General features: G+C 70.7%; 21 protein-coding genes and 1 pseudogene. 12 read left to right on the top strand and 10 right to left on the bottom strand.

The window, feature by feature from the left end; translation table 11 throughout:
- Positions 1-121: 121 nt before the first annotated feature.
- Positions 122-880 (bottom strand): YcnI family protein, encoded by a 759-nt coding sequence (locus ACIBG7_RS36010; RefSeq protein ID WP_397339166.1) that lies wholly within the window; start codon positions 878-880, stop codon positions 122-124.
- 44 nt (positions 881-924) lie between these two features.
- On the bottom strand, positions 925-1,452 hold the full coding sequence (locus ACIBG7_RS36005) for an MFS transporter (RefSeq protein WP_357934503.1): 528 nt from the start codon (positions 1,450-1,452) through the stop codon (positions 925-927).
- A gap of 356 nt (positions 1,453-1,808) precedes the next feature.
- Here ACIBG7_RS36005 and ACIBG7_RS36000 point away from each other — a divergent pair, with 356 nt between their 5' ends.
- Complete coding sequence (locus ACIBG7_RS36000) at positions 1,809-2,282, top strand: hypothetical protein (protein ID WP_357934501.1); 474 nt, start codon at positions 1,809-1,811, stop codon at positions 2,280-2,282.
- A 53-nt stretch (positions 2,283-2,335) separates the two neighbouring features.
- Here ACIBG7_RS36000 and ACIBG7_RS35995 read toward each other — a convergent pair.
- The 3 genes and pseudogenes from ACIBG7_RS35995 to ACIBG7_RS35985 form a co-directional block, all read right to left on the bottom strand.
- Positions 2,336-3,016: pseudogene (locus ACIBG7_RS35995) on the bottom strand (ATP-binding cassette domain-containing protein); the annotation flags it as partial.
- 1 nt (position 3,017) lies between these two features.
- On the bottom strand, positions 3,018-3,806 hold the full coding sequence (locus tag ACIBG7_RS35990; protein ID WP_357934498.1) for an ABC-2 family transporter protein: 789 nt from the start codon (positions 3,804-3,806) through the stop codon (positions 3,018-3,020).
- Complete coding sequence (locus tag ACIBG7_RS35985) at positions 3,799-4,581, bottom strand: ABC transporter permease (RefSeq protein WP_397339165.1); 783 nt, start codon at positions 4,579-4,581, stop codon at positions 3,799-3,801. Before ACIBG7_RS35985 ends, ACIBG7_RS35990 begins: the two co-directional genes overlap by 8 nt.
- A gap of 172 nt (positions 4,582-4,753) precedes the next feature.
- Between ACIBG7_RS35985 and ACIBG7_RS35980 the strand changes: the two genes are divergently transcribed.
- Both ACIBG7_RS35980 and ACIBG7_RS35975 read left to right on the top strand, forming a co-directional pair.
- Positions 4,754-5,710 carry an alpha/beta hydrolase gene (locus ACIBG7_RS35980; protein ID WP_397339164.1) on the top strand — a complete coding sequence of 319 codons (957 nt, stop codon included), beginning with the start codon at positions 4,754-4,756 and terminating at the stop codon, positions 5,708-5,710.
- Between the two features lie 39 nt (positions 5,711-5,749).
- Positions 5,750-6,553 carry a siderophore-interacting protein gene (locus ACIBG7_RS35975; protein WP_397339163.1) on the top strand — a complete coding sequence of 268 codons (804 nt, stop codon included), beginning with the start codon at positions 5,750-5,752 and terminating at the stop codon, positions 6,551-6,553.
- Positions 6,554-6,641: 88 nt separating this feature from the next.
- Here the strand turns inward: ACIBG7_RS35975 and ACIBG7_RS35970 are convergent, their stop codons facing one another.
- Both ACIBG7_RS35970 and ACIBG7_RS35965 read right to left on the bottom strand, forming a co-directional pair.
- Positions 6,642-7,202: an OmpA family protein gene (locus ACIBG7_RS35970; RefSeq protein ID WP_397339162.1), complete on the bottom strand. Its 561-nt coding sequence runs from the start codon at positions 7,200-7,202 to the stop codon at positions 6,642-6,644.
- Complete coding sequence (locus tag ACIBG7_RS35965; RefSeq protein ID WP_397339161.1) at positions 7,186-7,752, bottom strand: hypothetical protein; 567 nt, start codon at positions 7,750-7,752, stop codon at positions 7,186-7,188. The genes ACIBG7_RS35970 and ACIBG7_RS35965 overlap by 17 nt, the downstream gene beginning before the upstream one ends.
- Before the next feature lie 356 nt (positions 7,753-8,108).
- Between ACIBG7_RS35965 and ACIBG7_RS35960 the strand changes: the two genes are divergently transcribed.
- Positions 8,109-8,978: an ATP-grasp domain-containing protein gene (locus ACIBG7_RS35960; RefSeq protein ID WP_397339160.1), complete on the top strand. Its 870-nt coding sequence runs from the start codon at positions 8,109-8,111 to the stop codon at positions 8,976-8,978.
- A 409-nt stretch (positions 8,979-9,387) separates the two neighbouring features.
- On the opposite strand, the gene ACIBG7_RS35955 is transcribed toward ACIBG7_RS35960, so the two are convergent.
- Complete coding sequence (locus ACIBG7_RS35955) at positions 9,388-10,221, bottom strand: TetR/AcrR family transcriptional regulator (protein WP_397339159.1); 834 nt, start codon at positions 10,219-10,221, stop codon at positions 9,388-9,390.
- A gap of 29 nt (positions 10,222-10,250) precedes the next feature.
- On the opposite strand from ACIBG7_RS35955, the gene ACIBG7_RS35950 reads away from it, so the two are divergent.
- The 3 genes from ACIBG7_RS35950 to ACIBG7_RS35940 all read left to right on the top strand — a co-directional run bounded on the left by ACIBG7_RS35950 (position 10,251) and on the right by ACIBG7_RS35940 (position 14,114).
- The gene (locus tag ACIBG7_RS35950; protein ID WP_357934476.1) at positions 10,251-11,996 is read left to right on the top strand and encodes a right-handed parallel beta-helix repeat-containing protein; all 1,746 of its coding nucleotides are present in this window, start codon (positions 10,251-10,253) and stop codon (positions 11,994-11,996) included.
- A 669-nt stretch (positions 11,997-12,665) separates the two neighbouring features.
- A complete protein-coding gene (locus tag ACIBG7_RS35945; protein ID WP_357934474.1) occupies positions 12,666-13,331 on the top strand; it encodes a DUF6882 domain-containing protein in 666 nt (221 codons plus the stop codon).
- Positions 13,332-13,454: 123 nt separating this feature from the next.
- A complete protein-coding gene (locus tag ACIBG7_RS35940) occupies positions 13,455-14,114 on the top strand; it encodes a hypothetical protein (protein ID WP_357934472.1) in 660 nt (219 codons plus the stop codon).
- A 250-nt stretch (positions 14,115-14,364) separates the two neighbouring features.
- Here the strand turns inward: ACIBG7_RS35940 and ACIBG7_RS35935 are convergent, their stop codons facing one another.
- Positions 14,365-15,033, bottom strand: a complete 669-nt coding sequence (locus ACIBG7_RS35935) for a nitroreductase family protein (protein WP_397339158.1) — start codon at positions 15,031-15,033, stop codon at positions 14,365-14,367.
- Positions 15,034-15,101: 68 nt separating this feature from the next.
- On the opposite strand from ACIBG7_RS35935, the gene ACIBG7_RS35930 reads away from it, so the two are divergent.
- On the top strand, positions 15,102-15,476 hold the full coding sequence (locus ACIBG7_RS35930; protein ID WP_397339157.1) for a winged helix-turn-helix transcriptional regulator: 375 nt from the start codon (positions 15,102-15,104) through the stop codon (positions 15,474-15,476).
- A gap of 49 nt (positions 15,477-15,525) precedes the next feature.
- On the opposite strand, the gene ACIBG7_RS35925 is transcribed toward ACIBG7_RS35930, so the two are convergent.
- Entirely contained in the window at positions 15,526-17,016 is a 1,491-nt protein-coding gene (locus ACIBG7_RS35925; RefSeq protein WP_357934466.1) for a carboxylesterase family protein, read from the bottom strand.
- A gap of 86 nt (positions 17,017-17,102) precedes the next feature.
- Here ACIBG7_RS35925 and ACIBG7_RS35920 point away from each other — a divergent pair, with 86 nt between their 5' ends.
- The 4 genes from ACIBG7_RS35920 to ACIBG7_RS35905 all read left to right on the top strand — a co-directional run bounded on the left by ACIBG7_RS35920 (position 17,103) and on the right by ACIBG7_RS35905 (position 21,212).
- Positions 17,103-17,702 (top strand): TetR/AcrR family transcriptional regulator, encoded by a 600-nt coding sequence (locus ACIBG7_RS35920; protein ID WP_397339156.1) that lies wholly within the window; start codon positions 17,103-17,105, stop codon positions 17,700-17,702.
- A gap of 78 nt (positions 17,703-17,780) precedes the next feature.
- Entirely contained in the window at positions 17,781-18,134 is a 354-nt protein-coding gene (locus tag ACIBG7_RS35915) for a hypothetical protein (RefSeq protein WP_397339155.1), read from the top strand.
- Between the two features lie 38 nt (positions 18,135-18,172).
- Positions 18,173-20,431 (top strand): hypothetical protein, encoded by a 2,259-nt coding sequence (locus ACIBG7_RS35910; protein WP_397339154.1) that lies wholly within the window; start codon positions 18,173-18,175, stop codon positions 20,429-20,431.
- 301 nt (positions 20,432-20,732) lie between these two features.
- On the top strand, positions 20,733-21,212 hold the full coding sequence (locus tag ACIBG7_RS35905) for a hypothetical protein (protein ID WP_397339153.1): 480 nt from the start codon (positions 20,733-20,735) through the stop codon (positions 21,210-21,212).
- Positions 21,213-21,219 lie beyond the last annotated feature (7 nt).

Below are 21,219 nucleotides of genomic sequence, written 5' to 3'. Positions count from 1 at the left end.
GGGCCCCGCGGCGTGGGGGGGGCCCGCGGCGTGGGGGGGCCGCCCCCCGCCCCCAGCTGGCGGGGGCCCCCGCCCCGCGGCCCGGGGGGGGGGGGGGCGGGCCCCGCCCCGCGACGCGGGATCAGTCCTGGGGGCGGGTGCCGCGGCGGCGCAGGCCCATGACGCCGATGCCGACGCCGATCACGCCCACGGCCAGCCCGGCGCCGCCCAGGACCCGGGCGGTGGTGTCGGCGGTGGAACCGGGGGACCCGGCCGCCACCGGCACGACACTCGGCGACGCAGCCTCCGGCTTACCGGCCGCGACAGCAGGGGAGGGCGAGGCGGACACCGCCCCATGACCCTCGCCCGAGGCAGGCGTCAGCTTCAGCACCGGCGCCGGCCGCTCCGCCTCCGACCCGTCCGCCTTGGGCGGCTCGTCCCACTTGACCACCTCCTTGCTGGAGTAGGTCTGCGTAGCCGGGAACACGATCTGCGCCGCGTCCTTCGGCAGCGGCCCCATCGAGACCTCGAACTCCTGGAACTCGCCCGGATTGATCTTCCCGCCGGTCCAGACGATCTTGGTCACCGCCTCGGTGACCGTCTCGCCGTAGGCGGTCTTGACCGGCTTGGGCAGCTTGCCCTCGACGATCTCGGCCTTCCAGCCGGGCAGCGGCTTGACCGACACGAACACCAGCGGGTGCTCGACCGGGAAGCTCACCTCCAGCTTGACCGTCGAGGCGTCGTCCCGCTCGTTGGGGACACGGAAGGCGACCTTGGTCCAGCCGCCCTGCTCGGCGCTGCCGGGATTGACCGTGACGTGGGCCAGGGCGGGGGCCGCCAGGCCGAAGGTGAGTGCGGTGGCGGCGGCGAGCACGCTCGCGCCGCGTCGAATGACGGACATGGTGAACTCCACTGGGGAAGATACGCGGTCGGGGTGTCAGAGGATCAGGCGGGCAGTGGAGGACCACGCCTGGTGACGGTATGCCGCAACTCGTAGGGGGCCGGGACCCAGCCCGGCCGGGGGCGGTGCGCCTGCCGTACCTGCGGGGGGACGGACAGCGCGGGCACCCGGATCAGCCGCGCGCCCAGCCTGCGGATCAGCGACCACAGCGCCGACTCGCCCCGCGCCAGCCACCACCCGGTCACCGCCGTCGCCGCGGCGTGCGCGAGCAGCATGCCGAGGCTCATGCCGAGGGTGGAGCCGTGGTGGACCGGCAGGTAGTCGGTGGCGGTGCCGAACAGCTCGTGCAGCCCGAACTGGGCCGCGCCCAGGGTCACGCCGATCGTCGTGGGGGAGCGCTCGCGCCCGGCCATCCCCAGTGCGGTGAGCAGCACCGCCGTCCCGCCGCCCGCCACCGCGCCGACACCGGGCGCCGGCCCTCCGGCCAGCACGTGCGCCAGGGCGGCCAGAGCCACGCACACGGCGGCGAAACCTGCCGCGCGCGCCAGGCGCAGGGGGAGCTGGGCGGTCATGGGCCCGCTCATCCTCTCACCGATCCCCACCCCTGACACCCCCCACCCACCCTTCAACCTGGTCCTCCAACCCGCCCACCTGATCCCCCGCGACCGACCCTCGCCCACCGACCGACCCGATCCACGGGTCCACCTCCTGACCCCTTCACCCATCCATAGAGACGGTCCACCTCGTCCACGTCCGCCCTGGAGGGGGAGCGGGGCTGGTCGGGGCAAGGGGTTGACCGAGCGTGGAGCGGGCGGGTGAGCGCTGGGGCTGAGGGAGACGTGGGGGTGAGGGGTGGGGGATGCCGAGGTGGTCAATGCCTGGCCGTTATGTGCGCTTTGTCGCTAGGGTCGTGGCGAGGTGATGGAACGTGCGGCATTTCGTCGGTTTGCTGCTCGGGTTAGTGGTCACGGCCGCGTTGCTCGGGGGCGCCGGGTGGGCGGCCTGGCAGGCGCAGGCGAGCGCCGGTGGCACCCCGCCCGGGGGCCAGGCGATGTGGACGGCGCTGGGCGCCATGGCCGCCGTGGGCCTGGTGGCCGGGCTGGTGGTCGCCGGCCGGGTCTCCCCGCTGGCCACGTTCGTGCCGTCGATGGTCCTGCTGGCCTGGACGGTCGTCTACGCGCTCGACATGAACCGGGCGCTCTCCTACATCCCGAAGGACCCCACCTACCACGAGCTGGTGCGCAACGCCGGGGCGGGCAACCAGTGGCTGCTCACCTCCGGCGTCTACGCGCTGCTGGGCGTGATGCTCTTCCTGCCGGTGCTCATGCCCTCCCGCTGGTCCCGCCGCGAGGACGAGCTGGAGGACGACGAGTACGAGACCCGCGAGGGCTCCTACTACTGAGCCGTCGCCCCGGCGGTGTACAGGCGGGTGACCACCTCCTCCAGGGAGCCGCCCGCCCGCAGTTCCTCCAGCGTGCCGTCGAAGGCCAGCCGGCCGTGGTCGATCAGCATCACCCGCCGGCACAGCCGCTCGATGTCGCCCAGGTCGTGCGTGGTGAGCAGCACGGTGGTGCCGCGCTCGGCGTTCACCCGGGCCAGGAACTCGCGGATGCCCGCCTTGCTGACCACGTCGAGCCCGATCGTCGGCTCGTCGAGCACGAGCATGTCCGGGCCGTGCAGCAGCGCCGCGGCCAGGTCGCCGCGCATGCGCTGGCCGAGGCTGAGCTGGCGCACCGGCCGCTTCAGGAACTCGGCCAGGTCGAGTGTCTCGACCATCTCCTCCAGCCGCGCGGCGAAGAGCTTGCGATCTACTTTGTAAAGGAGCCGGATCAGTTCGAAGCTGTCCCGGAGCGGCAGGTCCCACCAGAGCGTCGTCCGCTGCCCGAACACCACGCCGATGCGTCGCGCCAGCGCGGTCCTCTTGCGCGACGGGTCGAGCCCGGCCACCCGGACCGTGCCCGACGTGGGCGTCAGGATGCCGCAGAGCATCTTGATCGTGGTCGACTTGCCCGCCCCGTTGGGCCCGAGGTAGCCGACGAACTCGCCCGGCGCGACGGTGAAACTCAGATCCTGTACGGCATGCACCACCGCCCGCCGCACCTTGAACGAGCGCCCGGCCCTGTCGAGTGTGATCATGTCAGCTCCCCGTCGATCGGTAGTGTCGGATGCCCTGCCGCCAGGCCAGCCCGGCGACCAGGCAGAGCGCGGCGGCCACCACCGGGCTCAGGAACGCCGTCCACGACGGCAGCCCGGCGGGATCGGCCCGGCCCAGCACGTACAGGCCGGGCAGCCAGTTGACGAAGGCGAGCGGCAGCACGTAGGTCACCGCCCGCACCAGGTCGCGCCCGTAGACGGTCAGCGGGTACTGCACCAGCGTCCCGCTGCCGTAGGTGAAGGCGTTGACCACCTCGGGCGCGTCGGTCAGCACGAACTGCACCGACCCGGCGAGCGTCCACAACGCGCCGAAGATGGCGATCCCGCCCACGACCATGACCGGGACGAGCCAGCTCCGCTCCGGCACGATCCCGGCGTGGGCCACGGCGTAGCCGAGCACGCCGCCGGCCTGGAGGATGCGCCCGATCCGCGCCGGGAAGAACCGGTCGGTGCACGCCTGCACCCACGCGCTGACCGGGCGGAGCAGGATGACGTCGAACGAGCCGTCCTTGATCTTCTGGCTGATCCGGTCGACGTTGCTGAACAGGGTGTCGGCGACGGAGAAGGCCAGGGACGCCGTGCCGTACAGGAAGAGCACCTCCTCGCGGGAGAAGCCGGCCAGCGAGGTGGTGTTGGCGAAGATGATCAGGATCGCGACCAGGTCGAGCCCGGCGACCAGGAAGCCGAAGACCGTCATGAGCGCGAAGGAGGCCGGGTAGGCGACGGCCGCGCGGGTCCAGACCCACGCCAGCAGGACGTAGCTCCTAACCACCCTGGATCGCCACCTTGTGCCGGATCAGCCGGGTGCCGAGCGCGCCGAGGCCGAGCAGCGCCACCGCCCACAGCGCCTGGAAGCCCAGGTCGCCGCCCTTGCCGAGGAAGACGTCGGCGGGCACCTGAACCATGGCCGCCCACGGCAGGGCGCGGGCGAGCTCGCCGAGCCAGCCGGGGAAGATGGTCAGCGGCAGGGTCATGCCGCTGAAGAAGAGGGTCAGCACGAGCGAGACGGTCTGCACGCCGCGCTCGTCGACGAGCCAGCAGACCGACAGCGCCACCAGGTAGCGCCAGGCGAAGCTGACCACGACGCCGAGCAGCATGCTGAGCCCGAACAGCGCCCAGCGGCCGGGGCCGTCGGGCGTGACGATGCCGAACAGCAGGGCGCCGAGCAGGGTGGGCGGGATGCTGCGCACGAGCAGGAGGTAGCCGGCGCGGCCCAGGTCCTCGGCGAGCGTCCAGGCCTGCAGGGGAGCGGGCCGGACCAGGTCGAGGGCGATGTCGCCGGAGCGGATGCGTTCGGGCAGGCCGAGGCCGCCGCCGAACAGCTGCATCGGGCCGATCATGGCCTGGGTGAGGAAGCAGAAGGTGACGGCGTCGGCGACGTCGTAGCCGCCGAGGCCGGGGCGGGCCTGCCAGAGCGCGATGAGCACGTAGGCACGCAGGACGCCGAACACGCTGTTGGTGAAGGCGCCGGCGAGGCCGGCCCAGACGTAGGTCGCGTGTTTGCGGAAGCCGTACAGCAGGAGAGTCGGATACAGGGTAATGGTCACCTCCGGGGTGTGACGGCATGGCGACAGCCCGTGGCCGAGTGCGGGCACGGGTGGACCCGGAGGATTATGGGCGCCGGCCGGCGGCGCGGCAAGGCAATATTCGGCTCACCGCGGCGTGGCCGGCGTTGTTAAACGTCGAGTGTGCCGGGAAAACTCCGTGAAGGAGGCCTGCATGCTCGACCAGGACGTCTTCCCTTCCTATCCCCTCAGCTGGCAGGCGCGTGCCCTCAACGGGGTCCTCATGGGGGCGGTCAAGCCGGCCGGCTCCCTGCTGCTGCGCCATCCCCTGGCGCTGAGCGCCTGCTCCCTGCTCAAAGCCGTGCCCTTTCGTGCCCCCGACCAGGTCGGCATCGTGCCGCACGCCTTCAGCCAGTGCGGCGGCGAGTGGGTGCGGGGCGGGCTGGGCCTGGACGAGCGCAAGGTGCTGCTGTACTTCCACGGCGGCGGCTACTTCGCCGGTTCCCCGGCCACGCACCGGCCGCTGACCTGGCGGTTGTCGGTCGCCGCCCGCCGGCCGGTGCTGGCGCTGGACTACCGGCAGGGTCCGGTGCACCCGTTGCGCGCCTCGCTGGAGGACGCGCTGGACGCCTACGACTGCCTGCTGGCGCGCGGGCACGAGCCGGCCGACGTCCTGCTGGGCGGTGACTCGGCGGGCGGGCACCTGACGCTGGCGACGCTGCTGGCCCTGCGCGACCGGGGCGGGCCGATGCCCGGCGGCGCGATCTGCCTGTCGCCGTGGGCGGACCTGACCGACGCGCCGCGCCGCGCCAACCGCTGGCAGGACCCGCTGCTGTCGGCCTCACGGGTGCGCTGGCTGGCCCGGCGCTGGACGGCGGGGCTCGACCCGCGCGACCCGCTGGTCTCGCCGGTGCTGGGCGACTACACCGGGCTGCCGCCACTCATGATCGTCACGGGGTCCACGGAGGTGCTGCGGGAGGAGGACCTGCGGGTGGCCAGGCAGGCGCGGGCGGCGGGGGTGCCGGTGCGGTACGAGGAGTGGGACCGGATGCCGCACGTCTTCCCGATCCTGGCCGACTTCCTGCCCGAGGCGCGGCTGGCCTTCCGGCACATCGCCGCGTTCGTCGCCGATCTGTCGGCCGCCTCGGGCCCGGCCGCGGCCGCCGCCTGATAAGTTAGGCTTACCTAACTAGTTACTTGGGGGTTCAGGATGGCGCACCTCGGAGTCGTGTCGCGCAGCGAGCGCATCACCCCGCACATGATCCGCGTGGTGGTAGGGGGCGAAGGGCTGGCCGGGTTCGCCACCACGGGGCTGACCGACCACTACGTCAAGCTCGTCTTCCTGGAGGAGGGCGTGGACTACCCGGTCCCGTTCGACATCCAGGCCTGCCGGGAGAGCCTGCCGCGCACCCAGTGGCCCAAGCTGCGCACCTACACCGTGCGCGCCTGGGACCCCGACGCGCTGGAGCTCACCCTCGACTTCGTCCACCACGGCGACGAGGGCCTGGCCGGCCCCTGGGCGGCGAACGCGCGGCCGGGCGACGAGATCTACCTGCTCGGCCCCGGCGGCGGGTACGCGCCCGACCCGGAGGCGGACTGGCACCTGCTCGTCGGCGACGAGAGCGCCCTGCCGGCCATCGCGGTCGCGCTGGAGGCCCTGCCCGACGACGCCGTGGTGAACGCCTTCATCGAGGTCGAGGGGCCGCAGGAGGAGCAGAAGCTCGACCACCGGGTCACCTGGATCCACCGCGGGCCCGCGCCCGTCGGCGAGCGGCTGGTCGCCGCGATCGAGGGCCTCGACTTCCCGGCCGGGCGGCCGCACGCCTTCGTCCACGGCGAGGCCGGGTTCGTCAAGCGGCTGCGCCGGCACCTGCGGGTGGAGCGCGAGCTGCCGCTGGAGGCGCTGTCGATCTCCGGGTACTGGCGGCTCGGGGTGGACGACGAGGGCTGGCGCGAGGTCAAGCGCGACTGGAACCGCGCGATCGAGGTCGAGGAGCAGGCCGCCCTGGGCTGACCCATCTCTTGCCGGCGTCCCCTGCACACGATGATCGGTGTACGGCCTGCCTTCGCCTCGGTCTCAGCGGCGCAGCCCCGACGGCAGGTCACCGGGCGATGGTGATCTCCACGCGGCGGTTGCGCGCCCGCCCCTTGGGGCTGTCCACCACCTTCCCCTCCCGGGTCACCGTGTTCGGCGCGACCGGCTTGCTGGCGCCGTGTCCCGCCACCACGAACGTGATCCCGCTGCCGGCCAGCAACGGCTCCAGCGCGGCCCGTACGGCCTCGGCCCGGCGCCGCGACAGTGCGGCGTTGTAGGCGTCACCGCCCTTGGCGTCGGTGTGACCGTCGATCGCGACCTGCTTGCCCGCGGCCCTGGCCTTCAGCAGTTCGGCGGCCTGCTCGATGCGGGTGCGCGCCTTGTTCGACAGGTCCGCCTTGTCGAAGGCGAACAGCACGTCGGCGGCCAGCGTGATGCGCCGGTCGGCGTCGATCAGCGACAGGTCCAGCGCCGCGACCGGCAGTTCGAGATCGACGATCGGCGCCACGAGGTCCACGATCGCCCCGCCGGCCACGGCCGCCGGGCCGGGCGACGCCGGCGTCGGCGCAGGCGTCGGCTCGAGCAGCCCTGCGGTCAGGACCGCCGCCAGGCTAAGTGAGCGGAACATCGGCGAACGTCCCGGCCAGGGGGATGTACACGTCGACCTTCGTGACGTCTTCCGGCGGCGCGGCGAACGACGCGGTGAACACCACCTTCTGGCCGGTGTTGATCGCGACGCTCTCGGTGTTGGCCGTGCACGCGCAGGCGCCCTGGACGTCCTTGGCGACCAGGTGCTTCTTGGCGTTCTTCTTGTCGACCAGGTAGAGGCCGTCGGCGTCCGGGGTGTCGCTGGGGACGGCCGAGAAGGCATCGCCGACGGTCCAGCCGAAGGCGCGGTCGTGCTCGGTGACGGTGACCGCGTAGTTGACCGTCACCAGCCGGCCCTCGCGGTCGGCGGCGAGCAGGTCGATCTTGAGCTTGTAGTGCTGGTCGGCCGCTGCCGTACGGCTGGCCAGGACCTGGTCCGAGGGCAGTGGTGTGGGGGTGGGCGCGGAGGCCGGTTGGGTGGCCGAGGGCTCCGCGGAGGAGGCGGATCGGGGAACTGGGGCTGGGCCGAGCTGGCATCCGGTGGCCAGAAGGAGAGCCGCCCCCGCGACGACGATCTTCATCGGACTCATGGGTCAGGGAGTATAGCCAGACGTAGATGCCTAAAATCACCATTTCCAGAGGGCTGTCCTTTTGGAGCGCCTCGCTCACCCTGCGGGAGGATTTGACACTGAGAGGATCGTGACCCCATGGCGGCAGAAGTGCCCGGCGGTGACTGTGGTCCGTAACGGCCTCGCTATTCCGCCTGCGAGCCTGTTCAAGGATTATCGCTGGAGCGAGACACCTGACCCCTGGCGAGCGGGATCAGTGGCGAGCCCGCCGGTGGAAGCACTCTCCGCCGATTCACGAGCAGGCCGAATGTACGGCCAGCCCGCGCCTGGTTGATATCACGTGGTGGGATAGCGGTCTGGTTGGGCACAATGTGCGGGTGATAGTGCTGGTACCGGTCGATGTGTTGAATCCCCGCCGTGTGGATGAGCATTTCGCGGCCGAGGCGAACGCGGCCCGCGATGCCGGGTTGGATGTCGCGTTGATCGACCATGACCTGCTGGTCCAGAATGGTGATGCCAGTCGGGCGGTGGCCCGGGTCCGGTCCGGCGGCGTCGCGCTTTACCGGGGCTGGATGATGCAGTCGCACCAGTACGCGGCGTTCGGTGCGGCATTGGCCGAACGTGGGGTGATCCTGCGTACGGATGCGGCGCAGTTTCGGCGGGCGCACGAGTTGCCTGGCTGGTACGACGCGTTGTCGGATGTGACGCCATTCTCGGTGTGGACCGCCGGTGATGAGCGGACCGCTTTCCAGGCTGCCTGCGCCCAGCTTGGTGCGGGCCCTGCCGTACTGCGCGACTACGTCAAATCGATGAAGCACTACTGGAACGAAGCGGCTTTCATTCCGGATGTCGGGGACGTGGACGCCGCCTGGGCGACAGCGTGCCGGTTGCGGCAGTTACGCGAGGACGACTTCGTCGGCGGATTCGTGCTGCGCCGTTTCGAACAGTTCGTCTCCGCCGAAGCGCGCACCTGGTGGGTCGACGGCGAGTGCCGATTGATCGGCCCGCATCCCGACACCCCCGACGACTTCCCGCCCGGCGACCTGGACGTGACACGGTTCGCGCCGCTGATCGCAGGGTTGGGCCTGCCTTTCGTGACCGTGGATCTGGCTCTGCGGGCTGACGGCGTGTGGCGCGTCATTGAGATCGGCGACGGGCAGGTCAGCGATCGGCCCTCGACCAGCGAACCCGGCACGTTCATCGAGATGTTGAGCTCTTCCGGACGGCCCGGATCCGCCGACGGGTAGCAGGCAGCAGGTTGGCTCCCGTCGATCCTGGGGGAGTCGCAGGCCTATCAGGGCGTTGGGCCAGGGCTGCGGGTGTCGGCCTTGGGCTGGGCTGTATGGGCATGTCGGAGAGCTCCGGCCCCGACCCGGGCGCGCCGGTCAGGTCGCGGGTGCGCTCGCTCGGAGGCTGAGACACCCATCGCCAACACGCCCAGGGTCGCGAGCATTCACTCCACCGCCCATCCCGCCCCTCGGTCGCGCGGGCGGAGCTGGGCTTTCATGCCTTGTCCAGGCCCAAGCATGGGGCTCCGGATTCGGATGCTCGGCCAGCTCTCAGCAGCTGACCGCGCCAGCCAGGCCGACCATGCTGGCCGGGACTCGGAAGGTGTTGAGCGGATGCTTGTGCTTGAGGTAGTGGCCTGGCGGTGGGTCAGGCGTTCGTCCGGCGTCGGCGGTAGGCGCGCTGCTGGCACGCTCGCGAGCAGTACGCGCGCGGCCGTCCTGACGCTGGTTGCTCCACCGGCTCACCGCACACCTGACACCGGCTTTCATCACGCGTTTCGTAACGCTCTTGGGTGATGAGCAGCTCGACGCCGTCGAGCAGGCGGGCCAAGCCGAACTCGAACGGGTCCTCCGGCTCGTCGTAGCCGCCCGACTCCCACACCCAGGTGAGCGTCGGATAGCGGTCGAGGCGGGCGTAGAGCGAGTCGCGCGCCCCCCACCACTCCTCGTGACTGACGCCGCTGCTCTCCTCTGCCCGCCTGCTCTCCAGCAGTCGCAGCGATTCGGCGTCGACGAACCTGCCGACCAGGTCGACCACGGCGATGATCCGGGCCGGCGTCAGGCCGGTGTCGCGCACGGCGGCGAGCATCGAGTCGTAGTACGCCACCGCGTTGGGTCCGGGAGTGTGCCGGCCGCCCCGGATCTCCGCCAGCCACGGGTGCCGCTTGCGCAGCTCGTACCCCTGCCGCGCGCACGCCTCCAGTCGTGCCCGCCAGGTCGGTCCGCCGGGCGCCGTGACGCCGGCCAGCACCGTGTCCTGCATCAGGTCGACCAGGTGGTCACGCCCCGGCACGTGCCGGTACAGCGACATCGTGGTGAAGCCCAGGCGCTCGGCGACCTTGCGCATCGACAGGCCGGCCAGGCCCTCGGCGTCCGCCACCTCGACGGCCGCGCGCACGATCCGGTCCGTGCTCAGCCCGGCACGCCGGCCCTGGTCCCACAGCAGTTCCGCCCCGAGATCGGGGTCGTGCGCCTTGCTCATTCCGTCCTCCTTGTTTACGGTATACACCCATGTACGCCATAAACAAGGAAGAACTATACGTCTCCCCGAACGGCGACGATGCCGGACCCGGCACTCTGGAAAGCCCCTTCGCGACCCTCGACCGGGCCAGGCTCGCCGCCCGGGAGCTGTCCGGCGACGTGGTCGTGCACCTGCGCGCCGGCACCCACACGCTGACCGCGCCCCTCGTGCTCGCCGGCGAGGACGGCGGCCGCGACGGGCATCGGATCACCTACCAGGCCTTCGGGTACGGCACCGCCGCCCAGGAGACGGCCGTCGTCAGCGGTGGCCGGGAGATCACCGGCTGGCGGGAGGAGGACGGACATCTGGTGGCCGACGTCGGCGACCTGGACACCCGCCAGCTCTACGTCGGCGATCCGCTCCGCCGTACCGAGCGCGCCGGCATCGACGCCCTCCCCGGCCACGCCACCCGGACCGTCACGGGTTACGTCACGGACAGCGCCGCCCCGCTCGCCTGGCGCAGCCCGTCCGACGTCGAGGTCGTCCATCGGGGCATCTACCCGTGGACCGAGGCCCGCATGGGCGTTGCCGCCGTCAGCGCCGACGGCGACGGCGCGGCGATCACGATGGCGCAGCCCGCCTTCGCCCGCGCGATCGAGCTCTACAACTTCACGTGGGAGGAGCATGTCCAGGCCGGCCCGCCGCTGCCCACCAGGATCGAGAACGACGCCGCCTTCCTCACCGAACCCGGCACCTTCGTCCTCGACCGCTCCCGCCCCGGCCACCACAGGCTGCGCTACCTTCCCCGCCCCGGCGACGGGCCCCGCGTCGTGGCGCCCGCCCTGGAGACCCTGGTGCGCGTCACCGGCGCGCACGGCGTCTCCTTCCGCGGTCTGGTCTTCGCCGACGCCACCTGGCTGCGTCCCAGCAGCCCGGAAGGCTTCCTGCACTACCACGGCAGCGGCCACTACGACGGCGGCCCCATCGAGAAGGTCGTCATCGTCGAAGGCCAGGCGTGGGTCACGGTGCCGGGCCGCTCCGAGACGATCCCCGCCTGCGTCGTCGTCGAGGACGCCGCCGACGTCGTCTTCGAGGGCTGCCGGTTCACCCGGCTCGGGGCCGCCGGGCTCGGCCTGACCGGCGGCTCGGGCCTGGTCGTGCGCGGCTGTGACTTCGACACCCTGTCCGCCTCGGCGATCACGATCACCGGCAGCAGCGACGTCCTCGTCGAGGACAACCTGGTCGAGCGCGTCGGCCTGGACTACTCGGGCTCCCCTGGCATCGCCCTTTCCGGCACCGACGGCTGTACCGTCGCCGGCAACCACGTCCGCGAGGTCCCGCACTGCGGCATCGTGGCGGGACCCGGCCGGCGCACCCGCATCCTGCGCAACCTCACGACCGGCACGATGAGCGTGCTCGCCGACGGCGGCGGCATCTACCTGTCCGGCCCTCAGGGCAGCTCGCACGCCGACGGCGCCGAGATCAGCGGCAACGTCATCAGGGACACGCGCACGCCGTACAACTTCGGGCTCTACACCGACTACGGCGCCGCCTGGGTCACCGTCGAGGGCAACGTGGTCACGGGCGCCGACAACACCGCGGTGCTGCAGGTGTCGCCCCCGCTGAGCAACGTCGTCTACCGGGGCAACTTCTGGGACGCCGACCCCTCCGGCGCCAACGCGGTCCCGGACGGGGTCACCTACGAGGACAACACCACGCTGGCCGAGGGACTGGAAGAGGCCACCGCGCACATCCAGGCCCGCGCGGGACTGCGGACGGCGCGGCCGGTCGCATGACCTGATACGCCTCGGCGTGAACGTCCCTGGCTCAGATCAAGGTGTACGCCCAGAACCGCGTCGTGATCAAGGTGACGATGCCGAGAAACCACAGGGTCAGAGCCACGATGTGATAGGCGGCCGCCGCCTGGGCCACCTGCCGCGCAGCCACTGAGGGGAGCGGGCCTCCAGTGGTTGCGTGATGTCCCAGAAGATCGCAATCCTGGCCACCCAGGCAATAGGGGCACGCCCATGACGTAGAAGCTATGAAAGATCAGCCAATGCACGAAGACGACCCCTGCCGTGGCGCCCGCCTGCAACCGCCTGTCGCGGCTGCGGGAGAACATCGGCGCGATCAACGGGGGCTGTCGGCCGATGGGCGGGCCGACCGGGAGGCTTTGGCCGCCAGCGCAGGGGTGGCCGGGCTCGCGATGGCCAGCGCACAGGAGCGTCGTCGGCCGCCGGCCCCGCCACACACCAACGGCCAGTCACTCTCCATCACGGAGGGCCCTTCCAGCGGCCCGCATGCCCGGCACAGTCTCGGCGGGTTGCTAGGCGGCTCAGCAGCCTGCGGCGGTCCTGGTGCCGCCGAGCCGCTCACGCACAGGGTCGGCGTCAGCGGCTTACCAGTGAGATCCCAGTGGGCGCTGGTTGGCTCAAGACGTCAGCACGCGCGATACAAGGAACCCGATGAACCCTCTGACCCAGCAGCTCTCCCGTTCGGTCGCCACGTCGTTGGCCCGCCAGTTCGCGTTGATGGATCTGCTCGGCAACCGCCCTTGGTCCGTAGACACCCGCGCAGGACTCATCTTCTTCGGCGACGACCTCCGCTTTCCCCTACAGCTGCTGGGGACGGAGAGTCACGGTGACCAGAGCTGGCTTTGGGCGTGGGCGAACACGCAGAGCAACCTCCCGCCGGACCTGCTGCGCGCCGCGGAATGGCTGCGTGACCACGGACGGCAGCACGGCATTCCGGAGCTGACCGAGCCGTCGCTGCCGCTCGACCGCGCCGACGGGCATCTGCTCGCCCTGCTGTCGGCGGGCGTGACCGGCCGCTGCTACTACCGCGGCCCCTACCAGGGCGGCGCCCTCTTCGTCCTGTTGGAGAACGTGCCGGACGTGGTGTTCGCGCCCGCTCATCCCGAGCGTGTGCTGTCCGTTCTGGGGCAGGCGCTGTCCACCTACGAGCTCGATCACCGGACGCTGGTCGAAAGCTTCCTGGTCCAGCAGGGCTGGCAGGTGGAGAGCGGACCGGGCTTCGTCGGCGGCCGTCATCCGGGCGGATCCAGTCTCCGCGCCGAGCTCGACTCCTACGGCCGGATCAAGGATCTGGAGAGCACGCTCCTTCCCCGTTGAGATCAGCGGCTGTCCACCGCCGACTTGCCCGAAGGGGTGGCCGAGATCAGAACATCCGACAGGCCGTCGCAGACGAAATGAAGCGAACCGATCCTCGGAGAACGCCACAAGTGGAGGAGTGACATGCAGGCCCTGACGCTGGGTCCCGCGAAGCATGAGCGTGTCGTGCTCTTCGCTGCAGGAGCAGGTGGCGATCCGGAGCGCTACCTGCCCCTCTTGGAGCACCTCGCCGCTCACGACAGCCAGGTCATCGCGCCGTACTTCGAGCGCTTCGCCGCGCGGGAGGCGACCACCGCCGAGCTGCTTGCACGCCCGGCGGGGCTGGTCGAGGCGCTTCACCGGTGGGCCTCTCCGGACGCGGCTGTCGTCGTGGTCGGCCACTCGATCGGTGGCTGGGCTGGCCTGTGCCTGGCCGGGGCGACGCCCTGGGGACGGGACGGCAGGCCGTTGGATGTTCCCCGAGAGCCACGCGTTGGCCGTCTCGTCCTGTATGCGCCCGCCGCCGGCTGGTTCGCCGCTCCGGGCGCGTTGGACGCGGTGACAGCACCGATTCTCCTCTACGCAGGGGAGAAGGACACCGTCACCCCTGTCGAGCTGGCCATCCGGTTGAAGAGTGCCCCAGCACCGGTCGATCTTCGCGTCGTGCCCGGCGCCGGACACTTCAGCTTCATGCACACGCCTCCACCGGGCACGGTCGAAGACGAGAGCTTCGACCGTGCCCAGTTCCTCACCGACCTCGCGCAAGCGACCACGGAGTTCGTCACCGCTTTCGAGGTGACGTGACCGGTGAGGCCGAGATCCGTAGAGCCAGGTGCCGGTCATCAACATGAACCTGGGTGCGGGTTGACCTGGCGACGACACCCGAGACCGGCCCACCTCGGAAGTACGGCTGACGCGAGCCCACGGCATCCACACGCCCCTTGATGGGTGATTCGCCACCGACCTCCACAGCGAATGCTCCAGCCCCCGTGTACGACTTTGTGCTCCCGGAGCTACTTCTTGCTGGACGCCTGTCGGCAGGTCGCCATGAACATCAACCCATAACAGCCGGCTCAAGGGCCCCGCCGTACCGGTGGTGGAAGACGTTGCGCCCGATGGGCCGGCGGCCGGGGTGGCGGCGCTCCTCGGCCGGGTACCCGATCGAGACCAGCAAGGCGATGGCGAGGTCGTCACGGTCGTCGATGCCGATGACCTTCTTCACCTTGGCCTCGTCCCAGCCGTTCATCGGCGAGGTGGCCAGGCCCATCTCGGTGGCGGCGAGCATGACGTAGGTGGCGGCGATCATCGCGTCCTTCACCGCGTACTCGCGCAGCAGGCCACGCCCCTGCAGGCCCTCCTGGAAGGACTGCGAGGCGGCCGAGAACATGGTGATGAACTCCTCGTTCCACGCCTGATTGCGCCGCGCCTGTTCGTAGACGTCGTCATGGTCGGCGCGCCAAGCTTCGGGCTCAGCGACGAAGACCAGGACGAGCGGCGCCTCCTGCGGCTGCGGCTGCCCCCCGGTGGCCCACGTCAGCCCGTCGCGCCCCTCGGGGGTGTCGACCACGACGATCGAGCGATCTTGCAGATTCCAACTGGTGGGCGCCTCCACGGCCAGGGCAAGCAACTCGGAGAGCACTGCGGGCGGGACGGGGTCGGGCAGGTAGTGGCGGACGGTACGGCGGCTGCGGATCGCCTCGGCGACCGAAAGCGTGCTGGTCATGTCTCAACTATCGGAGAGTCGCTCTCTATTAGGAAGAAGGCACTAATTAGTGCGCTACTCTCCATCCTGTGAACATCGTCGAGTCATCCGGCCTGCCGGCGGACGTCTACTCCGCCAAGTGCCCCACCCGTCAGGTCCTCGACCACATCGCCGGCAAGTGGACGATCCTGGTCGTGGACGCGCTCCTCGGCGGAACCATGCGCTACACCGACCTGAGCCGCCGCCTCGAAGGCATCTCGCAGAAGATGCTCACGCAGACCCTGCGAGCGCTCCAAGCCGACGGCTTCATCACCCGGACCCAGCACCCCACCATCCCGCCCCGCGTCGACTACGACCTCACCGAACTCGGCCGCAGCCTCGCCGAGCCCATCAGAGCCTTGCGCCAATGGACCGAAACGCACATCAACGACATCGAACGCGCCAGGCAGGCAGCCCACAACTGAGCGAAGCCTGGTCCGTGCCGTCAGGCCCCATAGGAGCCGACCCGGACAATCACGAAAGATCGAAGGGGGCGGGGGAGTGGCCTGCCCAGATCTGGCGGGACACCTGTTCCGGGTAGGGCACAGTCTTCGACTCGGTGTCCAGCACGCGGGTGAGGTACTCGCCGGGCCGGTGGGCGGCCCAGCCCGCGTCGCCGGTGGTGATGAAGCGGACCCAAGCCTCCCGAAGTTCACCGGAGAGCGCGACGGCCTCGGGAGGCGGCGCCTCGCCGATGAGCTGGGTGGCGACGGGGCTGTCCAGCGTGCCGAACGCCAGGGGCATGTCGAGGCTGTGGCAGGCGCCCAGGATGCCGCCGCGGGCCGGAGCGACCCAGCACAGTTCGAACAGGTACGAGGTGCCGCCGGCCGCGGTGTTCGCCTCGGCCAGTTGCTGGGACGGCATGCGGAACAGGGCGTCCGAGTACACGGTCTCCACCAGCTCCTCCGGGGTTGCGTGCGGGAACGCGGCACGGTAGGCCTGCGCGCCGTCCGGCCGCGGCGCCTGCAGTACCAAAGCAGCGTCGGCGTCCTCCTCGGTGAAGGTGCCGTACCGTCCGCTCACGACGCTGAAGTACCGGAACTCGTCCCGGGTGTGGCCGACGAGCAGGTCGATCCCGCTCGCGGGGGCGCCGGTCAGCGCGGACCAGGGCGTTTCGGGGAGGACCTCGCCGTCGACGACCGGGCATAGCGCGGTGCCGGTCTCGGTGAGACGTCCCCAGCGCTCCCGGTGCGCGTGGAGGCCGGCGTTGAAGGAGGTGAGCTCGGCGGCCAGGCGCCAGGGGTCGATGTCGCGCAGGGCCTCGGCGGTGGCAGCCGCCGCGCCGACCCGGTCCGCGAACGCGGCGGTGACCTGCCGGGCCAGCACGGGGGTGCTGTACAGCCCCGGCACCGAATGGGCGATGGCCCGCCGGAACAGGCCGCGCGCGGACTTCATCGTCAGCAGGGCGGCGACCGAGCCCGCCCCGGCGGACACCCCGCCCACGGTGACCCGGCCGGGGTCGCCTCCGAAGGCGGCGATGTTGCGCTGCACCCACTCCAGCGCCGCGATCTGGTCGAGGAATCCCCGGTTGGGCGGCACGTCGTCGAGGAACGCGAAGCCCTCCGCGCCCACGCGGCAGTTGACGGTCACCACGACGACGCCCGCCTCGGCCAGCGCCGTCGGGTCGAACATCGGGTCGCTCGACGCCGCCGAGAGGTACCCGCCCACGGGGATCCACACCAGCACCGGCAGGCCCGCCGCGCCGGGATCCGGAGTGCCGACGTTGAGCGTCAGCCAGTCGGCCCCCTGGGGGGGCACGTCGATCGGCAGCGACAGCGGCACCACGGGGCCGAACTCGACCGCCTGTCTGGTCCCCTCCCAGCGGTACGGCGGGGCGGGCGCGGCGAAGCGGAGCGCTCCGACCGGCGGCTGGGCGTAGGGGATGCCGCGGAACACCACGTGCCCCTGCCGCCGGAGCCCCTGCACCACGCCTTCGGTGGTCCGTACCTTCGGCTGTTCGGACATGCCGATTCCTTCCCTCGACTGCACCGCAGGGTTGTCGGTCAAGTGTATTATGTCAACCGTATTGCAAACGGAGGCAAGGACGGGCGATGCCGAAACAGGTGGATCACCGCGGACGCCGCGAAGCGATCGCCCGCGCACTGTGGCGCGTGGTGGAGCAGCGAGGCGTCACCCAGCTGACGATGCGCGTGGTGGCGCAGGAGGCGGGCATGTCGCTCGGGCAGCTCCAGCACTACTTCGCCACCCGGACCGCCATGCTCTCCTTCGCCATGGACTTCGCCTCCGAGCAGACCTCGGTGCGCGTCCAGCAGGGGCTCGAAAAGCTCGGCGACCGTCCGCACCCCCGTGACGTGCTGCGCCTGACGCTCGCGGAGATGCTCCCCCTGCATGCCGACGCCCGCGCGACCAGCCGGATGAGCGCCGCCTACGTGCTGGAGGCGCTGCACGACGAGACCGTGCATGAGCAAGCGCGCCGCGGCCTCGTCCAAGGGCGGGCCCTCGTCGAGCGGCTGGTCCGCCAGGCGATCGCCGACGGGCACATCGACCCCGACCGCGACCCGGCGACCGAGACCAACCTGCTCCTCGCCCTCACCGGCTTCACCCCTCTGATCGAACTCCACGTCATCGAGCCCCAGGACGCGCTCACCGCGATCGACGTGCACCTGGACCGGCTGTTCAGAAGTACATGACCTGCCCCCGGACGCCGGGGCGGGTCGGGACAAGAGCAACTCTGGTACGGGCGTGCCGTGGCCTGACTTGTGACGCGAGTGAAGATCGACCAGCGCCCCTTGGGGCCGGTCCTGGGAGAACGCCTCGATCGCGGCAGTCTCGTGGGTGCAAGCGTAGAAAATCTTGAGTTCGGCACCGCGTTTGAAGGGGTCGTCGGCCGCGACGACCCTGCGGATGCCGGCGGTTCCGCGCCACAAGTCGATGCCTTCACCGTCGCCCCCCACGAGTTCGTCGAGGACTTCCCAGAACCTCAGGGGCGGATTGTTCACCGACGCTCCTCGACGGGGTTGGCCTGCGGCCTGAACTGCATGGATGAATTTCCTTTCAGCGACATTAAACTTATCCATTTCCCGATTATTGAGAATTTGGCCCGCATTGTCGGGAATTGCTAGGGTGGGCGCTTTGATCACCCCCTTGAGAGATGTGACCCATGCGTCGCTACCGTTTCGGCTGGATCGCCGCCCTGCTCTCCCTCGGTTGCGTCGCCTTCCTCGCGGTGCTGGCCGCGACCGACCCGAAGCTGCTCTGGGCGGTCGTCAGCCGTTCCCCCTTCACCCGTGGCGAGGCCGGAGACCCGCCCCTATGGGTGATCGCCGGTGCGATGCTGGCCGGGGTGCTCCAGGCCTGGATGTTGTGGCAGGTGCTGCGGGGCCGGGAGCGCGGCGAGCTCACCCCGCGCGGGTGGCGGGTCGGCCTGCTCCGGCTTGGCCTCTACCTTGGTGTCGGCATCTCCCTGGCCATCATGGTCCTGATCCCCTTCTCCGCCTCGCGCAACTCCTGGGACCTCCGCTGGCTCTGGATCGGCCTGGACGCCGCGGACGAGGTCGCCTTCCTGACCACCGTGGCGATGTTCTTCCTGGTGCTGCGGGGCGTCGCCCCCCGATGGCTGCGGCTGTTCGCTCTGGTCGTGGGCGGCCTGGCCGGCCTGGCCGGGTTCGGCTGGACACTCACGAGCCACCTCGACCTGAACGCCGTCGCCTGGGTCTTCACGGTCGCCAGCGGCTACGAGTACGGCTGGGCGGTCTGGACGGTGTGCATCCTGATCGCCCAGACCAGAGACCCACGGTTCAGCGCCGCGACCATCCGGATCGGCGTCGTCGCCCCGCTGATGTCGCTGACGAACGGCAGTTACGGCTACCTCTCCTACGCCGGCGGCGACGGATACCCTCCGGAACTGATCATCCCGGAGCTCCTCGGCGCCGTCAGTGTCTTCGGCCTGGTGTGGCAGGCCAGAACCGCCCACGAGCTGGCCGGGCCGCTGCCGGAGCCGGCCACGATCAGGCGGCCGGTTCGCCGGCCCGCCAGATGGTGGCCGCTGGCCGCGACGGCGGTCGTGCTCCCGCTGCTTCCCGCCGTCGTCAACCTCGCCCACGGCGCCTACCGCTGGGTCGGCGACACCGGCGTGATCGAGCCCTTCCTTCAGGACGGCGTCGTCGACGGGCTCGCCCAGACCTGGCGGAACCTGGACATCATGATCGGCGTCGGCGCGCCGGCCCTGCTGGTCCTGGCGACCGTCCTGCTTCGGACCAGGCCCCTGGTGCGCTTCACGCCTCCGGCGCTGGCCCTCGCCGCCCTGGTGGGACTGGCCGGACTGGTGAGCACCCCGGCCTCCCAGGAGAGCTGGCACGAGATGCGCCTGGACTGGGAGGCGGTAGGCAGGGACGCGGCCTCGCCGGCCTCCGGGATCTCCCCGGCTTGGTACAGCCTGGCGCTGCTCGGCTCCGCCGTACTCCTGCGGGTGCTCTACCCGCTCGCCCCGGCCCGGCCGCTGCTGGTGGTACGGCTTGCCGTACTGGCTGGGCTGGTCCTGTTGCCCGGCGCGGCGCTGGCGCGCGGCACGATCACGGCCGACGCGGCGTGCGGGCCGGGGGAGTCGTGGTCGAGCGAGGGGCCGACGGAGCTCACCGCTGATCAGAAGCTCGTCTGCGCGCTGCGCCAGGCGAATCTGATCAAGTTCCCCGCCACCACCCCCGACGCCGAGGCGGTCGCTCACGCCCGCTGGTTGTGCGGACTCTACACGCGCAACGATGCCCGGGAGCTGGCCGAACACGGGCTCGCCCGCGACTCGCTGACCCACCCGATCGCGCCGGTCTGCCCGCCCGCCGCCGCCACAGCGAAGGCCGCTGCGGACGAATCGGCCCGCGAGATGCAGGAGTGGGAGGCGGACGCGCAACGCATGTGCGACTCCCGGCCCGACCACCGCCCGCTGATCCGGCCCGCCACGGCGACCAGGATCCGGGAGCCGCAGTGGACCGACTACGGGATCATCGAGGCTTACGAGGAGACCGAGACGGGCCCGGACCCGTTCGAGGACGGCCTGCTGGAGAAGACCCAGGAGGAGGGCCTGGTAGCCGCGCTGCCCGGCCACCTGATGATCAGCGTGCACTCCGACTTCGAGCTGTGTGTCACGGTCGAGACCTACCCGCGCCGCCCGCCGGTCGAGGTCAAGGGCTGGGACCACGTCACCGAGATCGGCTACGAGAGCCCCGGCGGCCAGATCCTCCTGGCCGACGCGATGGGCGGCGAGCCGTACCCCGACCTCGCCCTCGACGGCCGCGCGGGCCATTATCGGATCCGCGTGCACTACGACATGTTCGACTGGCCGGGAGAGGAGGAGGGCGGGCAACGCCTGCTGATCATGGCCTGGCCGGCGAAGGGCGACAAGGTGATCACCTATCGCAAGAGCTGAGCGTGCGCCTGCCGGGGCGCCCGATTTCGCACGCGGCCACGATGCCGACCACGGGCGCGTCCTCCTGCAAGGCGCTGCCTACAAGGCTCTGGCCGGAGCGCTCCATCCCCGCCGACGGAGGCCGTGTCGCACGCGGTCTTTTCATGTTCCGACCTAGCCGCGTCACCATCGTCGTCGACTGGCGATTGCCAACGATCAGCCAGCATTGAGCATGGGATCTCCAGGCGGAGCATCGAAGATCATTCGACGGGAAGTGATCATGCAGTCGACCAGGTAGAACCAGAAAACAAGGTGATCGAAAGTGTCACGCTCGAGCCTCCTCACCGGAGCCGTCGCGGCGGGCTTCGCCCTCTCTCTCCTCGGGGCTGGTACAGCCCTCGCCAACGTCTCCAGCTCCGACCTGGAGGTGGTCAGGATCGATCCGGACGCCATCACGCCGGGCGGCGTCACGACCGTGCGCGGATTCGTCGCCAACAAGGGCCCCGACCGTACGGCCTCGCCGTTCTCGGTCGTGGTCACCCTGCCCGACGGGGTCGTCCCGGAGGGGCCGATCTTCCCGGCGAACTGCCAGACCTTTCCCCAGCACAACCAGGTGCGCTGCAGCTTCCCGCCCGGACTGGGTACGTTCCAGACCGCTACGGCGCTGATCCCGGTCCGGGTCGACCCCGGCATCGAGGGCCCGGCGACGCTGAGGGGATGCGTTCAGGTGTACAGCCGCGACGACCGCAACACGGCCAACAACAGGCAGCCCTTCGACATCCAGGTCAACCCTGCCGGCTGATCTCTGG

The organism is Nonomuraea sp. NPDC050328 (assembly GCF_044459405.1).
Taxonomy (GTDB): domain Bacteria; phylum Actinomycetota; class Actinomycetes; order Streptosporangiales; family Streptosporangiaceae; genus Nonomuraea.
The sequence above is the reverse complement of the archived record's forward strand: the minus strand, read 5'-3'. Positions and strand labels throughout refer to the sequence as shown.